This window comes from Propionivibrio soli (assembly GCF_025770765.1).
In the GTDB taxonomy this organism is placed as follows: domain Bacteria; phylum Pseudomonadota; class Gammaproteobacteria; order Burkholderiales; family Rhodocyclaceae; genus Propionivibrio; species Propionivibrio soli.
Genome location: NZ_JANZKY010000006.1, coordinates 58818 through 75510, shown reverse-complemented (window position 1 = coordinate 75510; position 16693 = coordinate 58818). Strand labels below are relative to the sequence as shown.

Here is a 16693-nt window from a genome sequence, read left to right as displayed (position 1 = left end):
CCCTCTTTTTCTCAATTGCTTCAACCGCAGAGATCGAACGCGGCATATGACACGCAGCGCGCGAATAAGTGCCCATGAACGCATTGAGGCCTTTCGGCCGCGTATTCAGCCGCGTTGCACCGGCAATCGACAAAAGACGGCAATAAAAAAGCCCCGCGTCTCTGGAAGACGCGGGGCTTTCGACGAATGACTGGGTCAGTTCGGCTTTATCGGCCGGCTGATTACATTCCCATGTCCATGCCGCCCATACCGCCCATGCCGCCCATACCGCCAGGCATGCCACCGGCAGCCGGCTTGTCTTCGATGAGTTCGGCAACCATGCAGTCGGTGGTCAGCATCAGGCCGGCGATCGACGCGGCGTTTTGCAGCGCCGTACGGGTCACCTTGGTCGGATCGAGAACGCCCATTTCGACCATGTCGCCGTACTCGCCGGAGGCGGCGTTGAAGCCGTAGTTGCCCTTGCCGTTAACCACGGCATTGACGACGACGGACGGCTCATCCCCGGCATTGGCGACGATTTCACGCAGCGGCTGTTCCATCGCGCGCAGGACGATCTTGATGCCGGCTTCCTGATCGACGTTGCTGCCCTTGAGTTCGCCCAGAGCGGCGCGCGCACGCAGCAACGCCACGCCGCCTCCCGGAACGATGCCTTCTTCGACAGCGGCACGGGTCGCATGCAGAGCGTCTTCGACGCGGGCCTTCTTCTCCTTCATTTCGACTTCGGTTGCGGCGCCGACCTTGATCAGCGCAACACCGCCGGCCAGCTTGGCCACACGCTCTTGCAGCTTCTCCTTGTCGTAGTCGCTCGTCGCTTCTTCGATCTGGGCACGGATCTGCTTGACGCGCGCTTCGATATTCGCGGCAGCACCGGCGCCGTCGATGATCGTGGTGTTTTCCTTACCGACTTCGATGCGCTTGGCTTGACCGAGCTCATTGAGCGTGGCCTTTTCAAGCGTCAGGCCAACTTCCTCGGCGATCACTTGGCCACCGGTCAGGATAGCGATGTCTTCGAGCATGGCCTTGCGGCGGTCACCGAAGCCCGGTGCCTTGACGGCGCAGGTCTTCAGGATGCCACGAATGTTGTTTACCACCAGGGTCGCTAGCGCTTCGCCTTCGACGTCTTCGGCGATGATCAGCAGCGGACGGCCGGCCTTGGCGACTTGCTCGAGGACGGGCAGCAGATCGCGGATGTTCGAGATCTTCTTGTCGAAAAGCAGAACATACGGGTTTTCGAGGATGGCGATCTGCTTGTCGGGGTTGTTGATGAAGTAGGGCGACAGGTAGCCGCGGTCGAACTGCATCCCTTCGACGACGTCGAGTTCGTTGTTCAGCGACTTGCCGTCTTCAACGGTGATGACGCCTTCCTTGCCGACCTTTTCCATCGCTTGGGCGATGATGTCGCCGATCGACGTATCGGCATTGGCAGAGATGGCGCCGACTTGAGCGATTTCCTTGTTCGTCGAGCAGGGCTTGGAAAGCTTCTTCAGTTCTTCGACGGTGGCGACGACGGCTTTGTCGATGCCGCGCTTCAGATCCATCGGGTTCATGCCAGCGGCGACGTACTTCATGCCTTCGCGCACAATCGATTGGGCGAGGACGGTGGCGGTCGTCGTACCGTCGCCGGCGATGTCGGAGGTCTTGGACGCAACTTCCTTGACCATCTGCGCGCCCATGTTCATGAACTTGTCTTTGAGTTCGATTTCCTTGGCGACGGAAACGCCGTCCTTGGTCACCGTGGGCGAGCCGTACGAGCGCTCGAGCACAACGTTGCGGCCCTTCGGACCGAGCGTGACCTTGACCGCGTCGGCCAGGATGTTCACGCCTTCAACCATGCGGGCGCGTGCGGAATCGCCAAACTTAACGTCTTTTGCTGCCATAGAGATACTCCTAACTATTCGTATTGGTGTGAATCGGGATCGTTATGCACGCCGGCGCCGGATCAGGCTTCGACGACACCCATGATGTCTTCTTCGCGCATGACCAGCACTTCCTCACCGTCAACCTTGACGGTCTGACCGGCGTATTTACCGAACAACACGCGGTCGCCCACCTTCACATCCGGGGTGATGTACTTGCCGCTCTCGTCGCGCTTGCCCGGTCCAACCGCCAGAACTTGCCCTTGATCGGGCTTTTCGGCGGCGTTGTCCGGAATCACAATGCCGGACGCGGTCTTGCGTTCTTCTTCCAAGCGCTTGACGATCACGCGATCATGCAAAGGACGGATTTTCATGCAGTTTTCTCCTAGGTATTAGCACAAGTGACGACTTACTTTTAACTGGATCTGCCGCGAGGAGCAGAAAGCGTGCAGATGGAGTTATTAGCACTCACATCGGACGAGTGCTAATAATAGGGACAGGGTGCCGGAATTTCAAGGTGCGAATTGTTTGTGCTGTTGTTGTTGATCATCCAGTTTGAGAGCCTTGATCACGAACTTGAGAGCCCACAACATTGAATGGTAAGGGTTTTATCGATAGCGTGCGCTCACTATCAAAAGATCACTTTTTTCAGACCTGAACGCGGAATTCACCTTTTGTACGGATGATGCGCGTTGTAATTTCTATTAGGGACGAGCAGCAAGGTGCAGCGAACAACATGTGGTCATGTGTACTGGCAGATCGTCGGCCAAAGCCGACCTTGGACATTTGGTTGAATTCGGGCAGCTAGGCGCCAGTTAGCTGCCACTCGCTATCCATGGCGATTATCGACCGGTATCGTTACTGCAGTGGATGGCTCACGACCCAAGGGCTCATGTTCAACGTGGAGCGGAGGCGACCGCACGGCCTGTCGTGCGGATCGTTGAACGCAGGCCTAGCCGGCTGGATTAGCACGCTTCTCCAGATAGGTGATGGATGCCGCCGGAGAGAGCGACTTGGTTCGGGTGATTCGATAGCCCGCCCGTTGATAGAGCCGAAGGTTGCTTTCACTCTTGCTTCCGGTGAAAAGCTCAAATCGGGTAACCGCCGGAAATTGGTCTTCAATGGCCGTCAGCAGTCGTGAGCCGATACCTCGACGTTGAAAGGCAGGGTGCACAATGAGACGACCAACCTCGCAGAGGCCATCGTGACACCTGGCGCGAACAGACCCCACAAGCTGACCCTCGGCAATCGCCTTGAGAATGATAGCGGCGGAAAACTCTTTGAGTAACGCCTCGAGCGTTTGCGTGAGCGGCGGAATCGACCAGTCGTTGTAGAGCGCTGCTTCGGACTGAAAGGCGAGCCTCTGGAGAGCCAGGATCGCAGGGGCATCTTGAGGTAAGGCGCGTTCAATCGTAAGCATGTTCAGCCCTGTACCGTAGAGCTATCCGCGTCGCCGCCTTATCGCGTAGCATCCGGTTGAGTGCCGCGTTATCCGTAGCACGTGCCGTAGGCCGTTTGCCATGGACAGTGGTTCCTTTAGCGACCCACGAACCGGCAGACTTCACTTGAATACTCGCGAAGAAAGGCTTGCTTATCTGGCAAGGGTTCCGTGGTTTGCGGCGGTGGCAGATCCATGAATGAGAAATGACCGGCACCCGCCGTGACGCGAACATCGACGGCTTGCCAATCACGCATGGCCTGCACCAACCATTCCGTTTGAGCTGGCGGTGTGATGTCATCTCCGGAACCGACCCAGGCCAAAATTGGAACGCGCACGGCATCGAGTGCCCCAGGCGCTTTGAAGAATCCGGTGGGTGGCGCCAACAGGGCCAACCGAATTATTCGACTGTCCGGCGCGATCTTGACGCGCCGACCAGGCCCTAACCACATCTGCGCTCCCGCTAGAGCGACAAGGGTACTTGCGCCAATAGAGTGCCCTACCCCTACGACGGTGGCGCCGGGTTGCACGAATACGTCGAGTGCGAGAGACAAGCGCCTCGCCCGGAGAGTCAAGTTGGCTTCGCTAGGAACCGGCGAAGCGAGTCGGTCGAAATGCGGAGCAACGACCGTGTAACCGGATTCAGCCAGAGCGTCCAGAAGCGTCGCATGACGCTCAGGCTGGCCCCCTGCGCCCACCGCAAAAAGCACAACTCGGGAAGCTTTCTTGGCTTCGTGTACGGAGACTGTGAATGATTCAGCCCCATCTCGCAGGGTTTGCGTCTGCATTAAGGGCTTGCTCCTTGAGTCAGTCGATGCCGACAGAGAAAGCGTACAAGCTCAGCTGACAGCAGGCCGCGAAGCGGACTGGGGCAGATCGGATGCAACGACGGGTTAGCCGGCAAATTACTCATACACTGCCTTCACGCTCCACTACGAGGACCCGTGCCTCACCACGGGGGTGAGCGACGTGCTCACACCCTACCTGAGCAAAGAAAATGTCGCCAACGCCAAGCCTGACGATGCTTTCGACACCTGCCTCGCGGTAATGCATATCGACGATGCCATCGAGAACGGCGAAGACCTCTTCACCGTCGTTTACATGCCACTTGTAGGGCTTGTCTGTCCAGTGAACGCGAGTAGTGATACCGCTCATGTTGGCGATTGATATGGCACCCCAAGCACGGTCGGCGGTGAACTCTCTGGAGCGAATGATCCGCATGGGGCGACACCTCGCTGGTGATGGTGAACAGAGGTAGTGTTCCTGACGGCTGACGTTTGACATGAGAGACGCTTGGAGGCCGAAGGCCGGATAGCGTCCTCTCGATGGAAGAGTCAGGCCGCACTTTGTGTACGACCTTCACTAGCTTTTAGTACTTTCTGGCACCCGGCCATATAGCTTGATCCTGGACCAGTGATTGAGAGGCTGGACGACCACGTGGCGAAAGAACAGAAACTGCCCCTCAGGAACGCTGGCAATCTGCTTCCATGGAATGAAGATCGGTGGACTGAGAAATCTGAAAGGGAACAAGATTTCGATACCAAGCCCATCGTCAGCTACTGTGACCGTGAGGCAGTTGCTGTACCTCACTGGAAGCAGCCCTATTCCGATTGCGCCCGATGCAAACCAAAAGCGCTTGCCCTTTGGCTTGGATTGCCTGGGCCAATTTGTTGCGAGGCTTCTCCAACCGGAGAGGAGTGCAAGGCCCCCTGTGATTGCAAGCCACATAAAAGCGAAGAATACAAAGAACCAAGGCGAGCTTAGTTCTTGAGGTAGTGAGAAAGCGGACATATCGCTCTGTGCGGCCTAACGTGGAAGAGAGAGGCGCCGCGCGAGGCGCCTGGTCCGGAGAGCCGCCACTTGACCGGCGTCCCTGTCGACTGCCGGGTTAGCCCTGTTTGGTGAGCGCAAGGCGAACCCCCAGATAGACAAAGAAAACACCTATGCTGCGACTAAACCAAGCGGCCGCCTGACGCCCGATACCAAGCGAGCCGATGCGCGCCGTGGCCCACGCCAGGAACAGGCACCATAGGGTACCGTTGAAATTGAAGATGGCCCCGAGAAACAAAAACGCAAGCGGTTTGTTGGTAGCAGATGGCTCAATGAACTGCGGCACAAAGGCCAAGAAGAACAGCGCAACCTTTGGGTTGAGGACATTGGTAAGGAAACCTTGGGCAAAGATGGTTCGTAGCGAAGCATCAGGGACGATGCCAACGGACTGCGCTTGCGCAGGGCGAGAGCGGATAAGTGACAGCCCGACATAAAGGAGATAGGCGGCGCCCGCGAGCTTAACGAAGGTAAATGCCACGGCAGAAGTTGTGAGAACTGCCGATAGCCCTAAAGCGGCAGCCAAGACATGAACATAACAACCGAGGCTGATGCCGAGGGTCGCGACAACACCAGCCTTAGCACCCTGAGTAACGCTACGGGTGGCTATGTAGAGCGAGTCAGCTCCCGGCGTGATGTTGAGCAGCAGACCGGATATGACGAATAGTGTGAGATCGTGAGTGCCGAGCATGATGAGGCTAACCTCTGACATGAGGGGCGGACGGACGCAGGCTAAGCCTGCTGGAGGATGTCCCCTCGATGGAAGGGTTAGGCGCCAGTTGCAATGCGTTGCTCCAGCAGGCGTCGAGCTTTGACAGCCTCGGGGTAGAAGCCTCCCGCCGTGAGCACGATGCCAAACATGAACATACCCGCGGGAATGAGCACAGATTGGATGCTCCTACTTTCGGACATGAAGGCAGCGACTGCGCCGACACCGACTGCTCCGAGCCAGAACAATATGAAGGCAGCGATAAGAGGATGCAGATTCATTCTTACGAGAATTCTGGAACCAGCTGGAGCCGATATCACATTGCCATGCACTTGGGGTAAGAATGAGTTCCGGTAGCGAATGTCGCGGCGCATCTTGAACGTGGTCCCGTCGAGGGTGCCGATGAACGGTGGGCCGCCTTGCGGACGCTTTCCAAACGACTCCTTGATCGCCTGGAGAATACTCGGTGATTCGCGCATAAGCCCGCGCACGCGAAGCAGTACGGCTTGCGTTGCGAGCGGCGAGTCAATCTGGAAGCGATAGAAGGGCATATGTTCTGGCACCTAACGTGAAGGTGAGGGGCGGCAGCGTGGAAGCGCTCGAAGAAACCAAGGACCGTACCCTGCCGTCCCCTCGACCGTAGTGTTAGGCGATGTGCACCAATGGTTTTGTTGCACTTCACGATCGAACTCAAACATAAAGCACCTCGGAAGCGAACCGCGGGAATTGGAATTCCATATCTGTGAAGCACTCTTTCATGATTCTCGCATCACGCGGTAGGCGTAGAGAGAAGTCTTGCCAGCCAATTAGTTTTAGCTTCAATGGCATTTCAACCAAACCTGTAACGGCATCCCAAAATGCATCCCAGTTGCAGCCGTACCAACTCGGGAACCCCAGCGCTTCCATCAATAAGGAATGCAGTTCCTCGGAGCTTGATATGTTTCTGAGATCAATTTCAATCAGCTGCGCGCGGGCCATTTTTGGCTGCCTAACGTAGAGCTAACCGGCGCTGCGCGGCTTTATCGCGCAGCGTCCAGCGACTGAAAGGAACGAGATTGAGCGCCGGCTTAGGGTTCATAGGTTGGAGAAATACGCTCGATTCTTAACTGCGGCGGATTCAAGAACCTGCAGCAGTCCCGATGCTCCCTGCTTATAAGGCGCCCAAGCTGAATGGCTCATTGCCTCTTGGTTGGCAGAGGCAGACGTAGCTGAGACGAGCAATGACCTCGGAATGCCATTGAGATTACTTAGAAAACTACGAACTTCTTGCTTCTGCTCTTCGCTAAGGTAACTGCAACTCATAGTGACGACTGAGTTTCCGTCTGTGTTGAGATCAGAAACGAGTTCCCACGCTACGTTGTAATTGCCCCACGTATTGCATAGCTCAATAGGTTTCATAGTCAGAACTTCAAGCCATTGCAGGAAGTGGTGCAATGAATACTCAAAGCTTTCTTCGAGAGAGATGGTTTCCGACATAGCGACGAGAACAGTCTTGATATGGGAAACGGGGCCTAAGGAACTACCGAAAAAATAAGTAGGTTATCCAGCCAAAGACGATTGCTACCGATAACCAGTAAATCCTCTTTCCGCGAGGTGTCATCTTTTTCCACGCATCTTCGTCTGGCCCACCTGGCGCTCCCACGACATTGTCTCCTTAACGTAGAGCTAACCGGCGCTGCGCAGCTTTATCGCGCAGCGTCCAGCGACCAAAGGGAGCGCGGTTGAGCGCTTGGTTAGGCGATGGTTTTAGCATTGGAGGGCTCGTAGTTCATAAGTGATGACCACATGGCGATGAGAGCTTCAACCCTCCAGAATATGTGAGCGACAACCGCCTTGTGCTGAGAGTCGCCGATTGGAAGTTGGAGACCTACATAACCATTGAACACTAGCATTGATACTTGAAACACGCTGAGGAAGACCACGGGCTTGAGGCCAGGCTTTATGACAAGCCACACTAACCCGGTTATTGGAACGACTGTGTCAACCATCAAGCCCAACAAGTTAATAGGAACTTGGATTCTTGAAAACAGCACGGGTAAAAATGCCGTGCTAACGGCAACTTGGGCTGATTGTGCGGCAATCGAGATTGCGTATGTAGCCGCTTTAGGAGAGAGAAATCTTCTCGCCAGCCAATAAATCAATAAGCTAGGAAAGAGCAATAGGAAAAAGAACGTACTCGAATACCAGCCAACAACACATGCGGCGACAAGAATTCCAAGGTTCCGATTGACAATGTTGGATGTCATCTGTAGGCCTAACGTGGAAGGTAAGGGGCGCTGCGCGCCGCTTGATCGCACAGCGTCCAGCGACCGAAGGGAGCGGCCTTGACCACTGTGTTAGGCATCTGCTCGCTCAACCGCAGACTGCAAAACGTTAGCATCATGCCCTGACTCCAGCTCAACAACATAGGTTGGTTCCGGTAACAATGAGAGAACCGTTACGAGTGACCCGCATTCGCCTTGATGTTCGCCATCCGCGACTCTGACGTAGGCATTATGGAAAAACTTAACGCTGACGATAGGCTCTCGGTTAAGAAATGCTTGCGCAATATCGGCGCTGCTCAATGATCTCGGCAAGTCGGTTTGCTCAGACCAGACCGTTTCGTTCGGGTAGTGTTGTTTGATGGTAGCGATTGCGCGGGAGACTGCCTCGGGAGAAGCTATCTCATACGTAAACACCGTCACATCTTTTCCACATCCGCGCAGGATTGCGACTTCGTCGGCGGAGAGAACCTGAGCGGAAAGCCAAAGCGCGACGCCGGGCGCTCCAATGGTGAGGTAGCTTTCCACTCCAAGACGACTGGTTGCAAGGAACGGCATAAAGACGCTTAACGTCCAAAATCACCGGCCTGCGCGGCTTTTCGCACAGGTCCGGTGCATTGCCGGGTTAGGCCGCAGTCAGCGAGGAATGAAACCATGCTTATCTACGAAACCGACTGCAACCAATGAAAGGAGTGACCACGCAACAATAATCGGCAGGTAGTCTCGCCAAACGCGACGAACCTGTACTAGCGGGTGGTTCACCTTCCGCCAGAGTTCTAAGATGCCCTGGTATGGGCGGTCGTGGTGATAGCCAAACAGAATCACAACAAAGAAGCTCGCGTAGGCAAACTGAATAGGCGCGTCCGTAGATGCAGCAGCAAACGCGAGACTGGCCGTTAGCACGGCCATTTCACGGTTAATGAAGCGCAACCGTTTCGCGTAAATGTCGAGTTCGAGCTTACGGACATTCATCGGCAATTGCGTCATCGTTGGCTCCCGAGCAGAACGAAATGACAGCGGTCTGAGCCTCTGTCGTCATGTGGGCCAGTCGTGCGGCCTAACAGTGTTTACACGGACACCGGGGTCCGTATAACAATTGATATGGATGAGGTTCAGAAGGCGGCTTGTGACCCATGGTTTTCAAGCACTTGGTATTTTGGCTGTCAGTATAACAACTCCAATATGCCGGACGCCTGTGGATTTCTTCCCTGGCGGCAGGACGCCGGTATGCTTGTGGTTTTTACTTGCTAAAGGAGTGACACTCATGGAGTGACAACCCCACCGGAAGCCCCCGCCTGCTGGACCTTCTGTCGATTGTTTGCCTGCGCCGTCACTTCAGTCGTAGCACCGAGAGCGCCTATCGGTATTGGGTGAGGCAGTTTGTGCTGTTCCACGGGAAGCGCCATCCCAAAGACATGGGGCCAGGTGAAGTTGAAGCCTTCCTCAATTATCTGGCGGCGGTGCGCCATGTCTCAGCGTCGACGCAGTCCCAGGCGCTAAACGCGATCGTTTTTCTCTACGGCGAGGTGCTGAACCATCCGCTGGGCCGCCAGGGGAATCTGCAGCGCGTGCAGCGACGCCTTCGGGTTCCGGTCGTCCTCACCACGGATGAAGTGAGGAGTACGCTCGCTCAAATGCAAGGAACGGCGCGGCTGATGGCGGAGCTGATTTATGGGGCCGGTCGGCGCATTCATGAATGCGTCAGCTTGCGGGTCAAGGATATCGATTTGGCGTCACGTACGCTGTCGATCCGCAACAGTAAAGGGAGCAAGGACCGGACGACGGTGTTGCCGGTCCGGCTGGTTTCTCCATTGCAACAGCATTTGCTGCGCATTGCTACCCTGCATCGAGACGATACGGCCAAGGGCGCGGGGCTCGCCTCGATGCCGGATGCCTTGGTCAGGAAGTATCCAACCGCTTCGGCTTCGCTCGCCTGGCAATACGCCTTTCCGTCGGCGAGCTTGCGGCCCTGGGGTTCCAGTGGGCGTCAGGCCCGCTGGCACACGTCGGACTCGACGATTCAGCGGGCCTTTAAGCAGGCCATCCGACGGGCGGGGATTACCAAGCACGCGAGTATCCATTGCTTACGCCATAGCTTTGCGACGCACTTGTTAGCTGCGGGGACGGATATTCGAACCATACAGCTGTTGTTAGGCCATCGCAGCTTGCAGACGACGATGATTTATACGCACGTTCACCAATTAACTAGGTCGGTAATCAGCCCTTTCGATTCGTTGTAACTAGGAAAAGCGTGAGGATGGTTCGGTAGCGGGTCTGTGGGTCCGCTTCCTGGTGGTCTGCAGACCTTGTGGCGCCCTAGCCGAAACACCAACCCCGCGGCCCGTATGTGTTGGCATATGAGTAAAGTCCCGCATCCGCACTCCGCTGCCAACCGCCCCGTCCCATTCCTGCGCCCACACCGGCTGAAACAATTTGCAATCCTTCCACGCCGGCGCGAAATCTTTCTGAATTGCCGCCTCCGGAAAATAGAGCCCGTTACGCCGCTGAAGCCATAACGGCGACTGTCCGCTAAAGCGACTCACCGTGTCGCGGCGTATCGCGTTCTGCCGCGCCGCCAACATTCCGGGCTTTTCTTACGACAGAGGCTCTTGCGCTGCGTTTGCTTACGGACTGCCGATTGAACTTACAAAGGAGCCCACCTTGAAGGCTGTCCGCTATTGCCTATCGCCCCGCACCCGTGCAACGGCACCAATTGCCGCTCTCTGTATCGCGTTCGGCTCTGCCGTCTTTCTCATCGGCTGTACCGAGAGCCAATCGGCCACGGGGGGTACCCCGCCACTACCAGAAGTTGGGGTGGTCACGCTTTCCACACAACCCTTGACGCTGAGCAAGGAGTTGTCGGGACGCACGTCGGCGTACATGGTCGCCCAGATCCGTCCCCAAGTCGGTGGAATCATTCAGAAACGCAGCTTCACCGAAGGGGCTCTCGTCAAGGCAGGGGAACTGCTTTATCAAATCGACCCAGCGAGCTACCAGGCGGCGTATGCGAGCGCGAAAGCGAGCGTGCAGCGAGCCGAGGCAACGCTCAACGCAGCGCGCCTCAAGGCAAAGCGCCAGACAGAACTGCTCGCGATCGACGCAATCAGCCAACAGGATAACGAAGACGCACAGGCGAGCTTGCAGCAAGCCGAAGCCGATCTCGCGGCCGCAAGAGCCGCGCTGGACACGGCAACGATCAACTTGGAACGGACCCGGATCTCGTCGCCGATCACCGGCCGCGTTGAAGAATCGTCGGTCACGCCGGGCGCGCTCGTAACGGCGAACCAGGAAACCGCGCTGACGACCGTGCAACAGCTCGACCCGATCTATATTGACGTTCCGCAGTCCAGCCTCGAAGTGCTACAACTGCGCAAGGCTCTGGCCAGCGGCGCGCTCAAGAGCGATGGCGACACAGCGCGCATCCTGGTCGTTCTTGAGGACGGCAGCACCTACGCACACGAAGGCAAGTTGCAATTTACCGGCGTCACGGTCAATACAACCACGGGCGCTGTCACCTTGCGCGCGCTGGTGCCGAACCCCGAACGTCTGCTGATGCCCGGCATGTACGTGCGCGCACGTCTCGACAACGGTACAGACCCCGAAGCGCTGCTGGTGCCGCAACCCGGCATTGGCCGTGACAACACCGGCAAAGCCACGGCGCTAGTTGTTACCCCGGAAAACAAGGTTGAGCAGCGCAAAGTGGTCGTTGCAGAAGCGATCGGCACGAATTGGCGCGTGACCGAGGGGTTGAAAGCCGGTGAGCGGGTAATCGTCGAAGGTTCCGGCAAGGTTCGCCCCGGCCAGAACGTCCGCGTTGTCGATGTAAAGGCGGCTGCCGGCAACATCGCGCCCTCCGGGGATTCGTCGTCGAAAACCGCGGCGACGCCCCCCCCCACAACGGTCGCAACGAAGTAGGAGAGCTCATGTCCCGCTTCTTTATCGACCGGCCCATCTTCGCTTGGGTCATCGCCATCCTCATCATGATCGGCGGCGCGCTGTCGATCCACCAGCTGTCGCTCGAACAATACCCGGACATCGCGCCGCCGCAGGTTTCGGTCTCAGCCTCCTACAACGGCGCGTCGGCGAAGACCGTGGAGGACTCCGTCACGCAGGTCATTGAGCAGCAGATGAAAGGACTCGACCACCTGCAATCGATGTCGTCGAACAGTACCTCCAGCGGCCGCGCCCGCGTCACACTCAGCTTCGCGGCCGGTACGAATTCCGACGTAGCGCTGATGCAGGTGCAGAACAAGGTGCAGCAGGCGATGTCGCGCTTGCCCCAAGCCGTGCAGAACCAGGGCGTTACGGTCACCAAGTCCGGCGACGACAACCTGCTCGTCGTTTCCCTGGTTTCCGACGACCCCACCGTGACCTCGGTGGATATCGGCGACTATATTTCGTCCAACCTCGTTGACGTCGTCAGCCGCATCGATGGCGTCGGCGAAGTGCAGACTTACGGCTCCGGCTATGCGATGCGCATCTGGCTCGATCCGGGCAAGCTGGAAAAGTATTCACTGATACCGTCCGACATTACCACGGCACTGACGGCGCAGAACACGCAAATTTCAGCCGGGCAGCTTGGTGCATTGCCGGCACCCTCCGAGCAGCTGATCAACGCGACGGTCTCGGCGCGCAGCCGCCTGACGACGGTCGATGAGTTCAAGAACGTGGTGATCAAGTCATCAAGTGACGGTACGGTGATCCGTCTCTCTGACGTCGCTCGCGTCGAGCTTGGCGCCGACAACTACTCGGTCGTCGGCCGTCTCAACGGCAAGCCCACGACCGGCATGGCCATCCTGCTCGCCGACGGTGCGAACGCGCTCGGCGTCGCCGATGCCGTGAAAGCCAAGATCGCGGAACTTGAACCGTATTTCCCGAACCAGATGCACTCGGTCGTTCCCTACGACACGACGCCATTCGTCAAGGTCTCGATCGAGGAGGTAGTAATCACGCTGGTCGAAGCCGTCGTCCTCGTTGTCGCCGTGATGTACCTGTTCATGCAGAACCTGCGTGCGACACTGATTCCGGCGATCACCGTACCGGTCGTGCTGCTCGGCACCTTCGGCGTACTCGCGGCGTTCGGCTACTCGATCAACACGCTGACCATGTTCGGCATGGTGCTCGCCATTGGCCTGCTGGTCGACGATGCGATCGTCGTTGTGGAGAACGTTGAGCGGCTGATGACCGAACGCAAGCTGGAAGCGCGCGAAGCGACGCGCGAGTCGATGAAAGAAATCACCGGCGCGCTGGTCGGCATCGCCTTGGTGCTCTCGGCGGTGTTCATCCCGATGGCTTTCTTCGGCGGCTCAACCGGCGTCATCTATCGCCAGTTCTCGATCACCATTGTTGCGTCGATGCTGCTTTCCGTTTTCGTGGCCATGACACTGACGCCTGCCTTATGCGCGTCGCTGTTGCGTCTCTCGGACGTCGATCACCATGAGGACGCCACGCCGCATGGCCCGATCCAGCGCTTCTTCGCCTGGTTCAACCGATCGTTCGTCAGTAGCGGCACACGTTACGAAAAGGGTGTGTCCGGCATTTTGCGGCGTAGCAAGCGTTTCATGCTGATCTACGCATTGATCCTGGGCGTACTCGGCGTCTCCTTTGTCAAACTGCCCACATCGTTCCTGCCGGAGGAAGATCAGGGCCGGCTGATGATATCGGTCCAGTTGCCATCCGGATCGTCATACGCCCGCACCGATGCCGTGCTGCGTCAGGTCGAAAGCTATCTGGCGAAACAGAGCGAGGTGACCGACTTCATGACCGTCGTCGGCATAAACGGCGATCAGGCCTCGGCCAACGGCTTCATCAAACTGAAGGACTGGAGCGAACGCAAGGGCAAGGGGCAGGATGCGGCATCGCTCGCGCGCAAGATGACCGCCGACTTGGGCCAGATACGCGATGCGCGCGTCTTCATCATTCTTCCGGCACTCATTCGCGGCCTCGGCTCGAGCGCGGGTTTCACGGTCGAGTTGCAGGATCTTGCCGGTAACGGCCATGACGCGCTGGTCAAGGCGCGCGAACAGTTCATGAAGCTGGCTCGCGAGGACAAACGGCTGGCGCAGGTACGCCAAAGCGGTCTGGAAGACGTGGCGCAGTTCTCGGTGAATATCGATGATCGCAAGGCATCGGCGCTGAAGCTAGCGACCAGCGACGTGAACAGCACGCTGTCGTCCGCGCTCGGAGGGACTTACGTCAATGACTTCATCGACCGCTCTCGCGTTAAGAAGGTGTACGTGCAGGGCGATTCTGCGTTCCGCATGAAGCCGGAGGATCTCGGACAATGGCATGTGCGCAATTCTCTCGGCGAGATGGTGCCCTTTTCAACCTTCTCGAGTACTAGCTGGACCTACGGATCCCCACGCCTGGAGCGCTATAGCGGCATCTCGTCCTACGAGATTGTTGGCTCGGCGGCCCAAGGGGTCAGTTCCGGCGACGCGATGGCCGCCGTCGAGGAAATCATCAAGCAACTGCCGCCCGGCATCAGCTACGAATGGGCCGGCCAGTCGTATCAGGAACGGCTGGCGGGTTCGCAGGCGCCGGCGCTTTACGCCATCTCGATACTCTTCGTCTTCCTCTGTCTCGCCGCGCTGTATGAGAGCTGGACGGTGCCGTTCTCGGTGCTGCTCGTCGTACCCCTCGGCGTCATTGGCGCCGTCCTCGCGACTTGGCTCGCCGGCCTCGAGAACGACGTCTATTTCCAGATCGGGCTGCTAACCACGGTCGGCCTCTCGGCGAAGAACGCCATCCTCATCGTCGAGTTCGCCAAGGCGTTGCGCGAGCAGGGCAAATCGCTCGTCGATGCCACGCTCGAAGCCGTTCGCCTGCGGCTACGCCCGATCCTGATGACTTCTCTCGCCTTCATGTTCGGCGTTCTGCCGCTGGCCTTCAGCACGGGCGCCGGCTCGGCGAGTCGCCGAGCCATCGGCACAGGCGTTCTAGGCGGCATGGCAACCGCCACGGTCCTCGGGCTCATTTTCGTACCGCTGTTCTTCGTTCTCGTGTGCCGATTATTCGAGCGGCGCCGTACGCCCCAGGTGTCCGACCGCCTGACGGTTGCCAATGCCGAAGGAGATCTCTGATGCGTCCCGCCGTTACACCCCTCGCCCTGCTCTGCGCGGCTTTGCTTGTTGGGTGCGCCAATCTGGCACCCGACTATGCTCGTCCTGAACTTCCCGTTCCGGCTACCGTCGACCGCCAGACGCCGGCGTCTGCACCAGCCGCCGATATCACCGGCCAGCTCGAATGGCGGCGCCTCGTCGCCGAAGAGCGCCTGCAACGAGCGATCGAACTGGCGCTGACCAACAATCGGGATCTGCGCATCGCCGCTCTGAATATCGAAAAGGCCCGCGCGCAATATCAAATCGAGGATGCCGCGCGTTATCCGGCGCTGAACGCTACCGCTAGCGGCAACTCGGCGCGTTACGAGGGATCGATCACACGCAAGTACAGCGTCGGTGTGGGAATAACGTCGTACGAGATTGACTTCTTCGGCCGCATCGCCAACCTGCGGGATGCCGCGCTGCAGGACTTTCTGGCAACCGAGTCAACGCAGCGCAGCGTACGTACATCGCTCATTGCAGAGGTCAGCAATGCCTGGCTGACACTCGCGTCCAATCAGAGCTTGCTCAAGCTCGCGCGGGATACGCTGGAGAGCCGCGAAGCCACGCTGGAGCTCACTCGCAAACAACAGGCGCTCGGCGGAACTTCGCGCCTTACCGTCGCGCAGGCCCAAGCTTCGACGGAATCGGCACGCGGCGACGTCGCGAATTATGTCGCTCTCGTCGACAAGGCACGGAATGCACTCGATCTTCTGGCCGGAACTACCGTCCCCACAGAATTGTTGCCGAGCGCAGCAAACGGGGGGGTGGCGGACACGGTGGCCCTAGTCGATGTGCCGGTCGGATTATCGTCTTCGGTCCTGCTCCAGCGTCCGGACATCGTGTCCGCCGAGCACACCTTGATCGGTTCCTACGCCGACATCGGCGCGGCGCGCGCCGCGTTCTTCCCCTCCATCACCCTCACGGGCACCCTCGGGACAGCGAGCAGCAGCCTGAGCAATCTCTTCGACGCCGGTACCCGTGCCTGGTCCTTCATTCCGACGCTGACGTTACCGATCTTCAACGCCGGAAAACTGAGCGCGGCGCTCTCCGTTGCCGAAAAGACACGTGATGTGCAAATCGCCACTTACGAGAAAACGATCCAGACGGCGTTTCGCGAAGTCGCCGACGCACTCGCCGAGCGCCGTACGCTCAACGACCGGCTGGGCGCACAAAAAGCCGAAGTCGACGCCTACGCAACAAGCCTGCGTTTGGCGACCGAACGCTACCGCTCGGGCGCCGACAGTTACTTGAACGTCCTCGACTCTCAGCGCTCGCTCTACACCGCGCAGAAAAGCCTGATCACGTTGCAGCTCACCGAGCAAAGCAACCGCATAAGCCTGTTCAAAGCACTCGGTGGTGGTTAAGGGGTTAAGGCCCCGCCCGCCTGCTAATGCATAAAGTCGGAGCTTGCAGGTAGCCCCGTATCGGCGGCCGGCAGGATGAAGGTACCGGGCGACCGTTTCACGGTCGCCCCCCGCTTACTTCACAGCTCCACGCCA

At 58.2% G+C, this 16693-nt stretch carries 15 protein-coding genes; 4 read left to right on the top strand and 11 right to left on the bottom strand.

Annotation, left to right across the window (positions count from 1 at the left end):
* Positions 1-221 precede the first annotated feature (221 nt).
* The 11 genes from groL to NZ453_RS08200 form a co-directional block, all read right to left on the bottom strand.
* Entirely contained in the window at positions 222-1877 is a 1656-nt protein-coding gene (groL, locus tag NZ453_RS08250) for a chaperonin GroEL (RefSeq protein WP_263770037.1), read from the bottom strand.
* A 62-nt stretch (positions 1878-1939) separates the two neighbouring features.
* Positions 1940-2230, bottom strand: coding sequence for a co-chaperone GroES (locus NZ453_RS08245; protein WP_263770036.1), 291 nt, complete (start codon positions 2228-2230; stop codon positions 1940-1942).
* A gap of 578 nt (positions 2231-2808) precedes the next feature.
* Complete coding sequence (locus tag NZ453_RS08240) at positions 2809-3276, bottom strand: GNAT family N-acetyltransferase (RefSeq protein WP_263770035.1); 468 nt, start codon at positions 3274-3276, stop codon at positions 2809-2811.
* A gap of 116 nt (positions 3277-3392) precedes the next feature.
* Complete coding sequence (locus tag NZ453_RS08235; RefSeq protein ID WP_263770034.1) at positions 3393-4082, bottom strand: alpha/beta hydrolase family protein; 690 nt, start codon at positions 4080-4082, stop codon at positions 3393-3395.
* A 121-nt stretch (positions 4083-4203) separates the two neighbouring features.
* Positions 4204-4515, bottom strand: coding sequence for a cupin domain-containing protein (locus tag NZ453_RS08230; protein WP_263770033.1), 312 nt, complete (start codon positions 4513-4515; stop codon positions 4204-4206).
* 667 nt (positions 4516-5182) lie between these two features.
* Positions 5183-5812, bottom strand: a complete 630-nt coding sequence (locus NZ453_RS08225; RefSeq protein WP_263770032.1) for a LysE family translocator — start codon at positions 5810-5812, stop codon at positions 5183-5185.
* Positions 5813-5889: 77 nt separating this feature from the next.
* Positions 5890-6381, bottom strand: coding sequence for a hypothetical protein (locus NZ453_RS08220; protein WP_263770031.1), 492 nt, complete (start codon positions 6379-6381; stop codon positions 5890-5892).
* Between the two features lie 139 nt (positions 6382-6520).
* Entirely contained in the window at positions 6521-6808 is a 288-nt protein-coding gene (locus tag NZ453_RS08215) for a barstar family protein (protein WP_263770030.1), read from the bottom strand.
* A 755-nt stretch (positions 6809-7563) separates the two neighbouring features.
* A complete protein-coding gene (locus NZ453_RS08210; protein WP_263770029.1) occupies positions 7564-8076 on the bottom strand; it encodes a hypothetical protein in 513 nt (170 codons plus the stop codon).
* A gap of 90 nt (positions 8077-8166) precedes the next feature.
* Entirely contained in the window at positions 8167-8619 is a 453-nt protein-coding gene (locus NZ453_RS08205) for a hypothetical protein (RefSeq protein ID WP_263770028.1), read from the bottom strand.
* A gap of 108 nt (positions 8620-8727) precedes the next feature.
* Positions 8728-9078 carry a hypothetical protein gene (locus tag NZ453_RS08200; RefSeq protein WP_263770027.1) on the bottom strand — a complete coding sequence of 117 codons (351 nt, stop codon included), beginning with the start codon at positions 9076-9078 and terminating at the stop codon, positions 8728-8730.
* A 308-nt stretch (positions 9079-9386) separates the two neighbouring features.
* Here NZ453_RS08200 and NZ453_RS08195 point away from each other — a divergent pair, with 308 nt between their 5' ends.
* The 4 genes from NZ453_RS08195 (at position 9387) to NZ453_RS08180 (ending at position 16558) form a co-directional block, all read left to right on the top strand.
* Complete coding sequence (locus NZ453_RS08195; RefSeq protein WP_338051153.1) at positions 9387-10331, top strand: integron integrase; 945 nt, start codon at positions 9387-9389, stop codon at positions 10329-10331.
* A gap of 421 nt (positions 10332-10752) precedes the next feature.
* Positions 10753-12006 carry an efflux RND transporter periplasmic adaptor subunit gene (locus NZ453_RS08190; RefSeq protein ID WP_263770026.1) on the top strand — a complete coding sequence of 418 codons (1254 nt, stop codon included), beginning with the start codon at positions 10753-10755 and terminating at the stop codon, positions 12004-12006.
* 8 nt (positions 12007-12014) lie between these two features.
* Complete coding sequence (locus NZ453_RS08185) at positions 12015-15173, top strand: efflux RND transporter permease subunit (protein WP_263770024.1); 3159 nt, start codon at positions 12015-12017, stop codon at positions 15171-15173.
* Entirely contained in the window at positions 15173-16558 is a 1386-nt protein-coding gene (locus NZ453_RS08180) for an efflux transporter outer membrane subunit (protein ID WP_263770023.1), read from the top strand. The genes NZ453_RS08185 and NZ453_RS08180 overlap by 1 nt, the downstream gene beginning before the upstream one ends.
* The last annotated feature ends 135 nt before the right edge of the window (positions 16559-16693 follow it).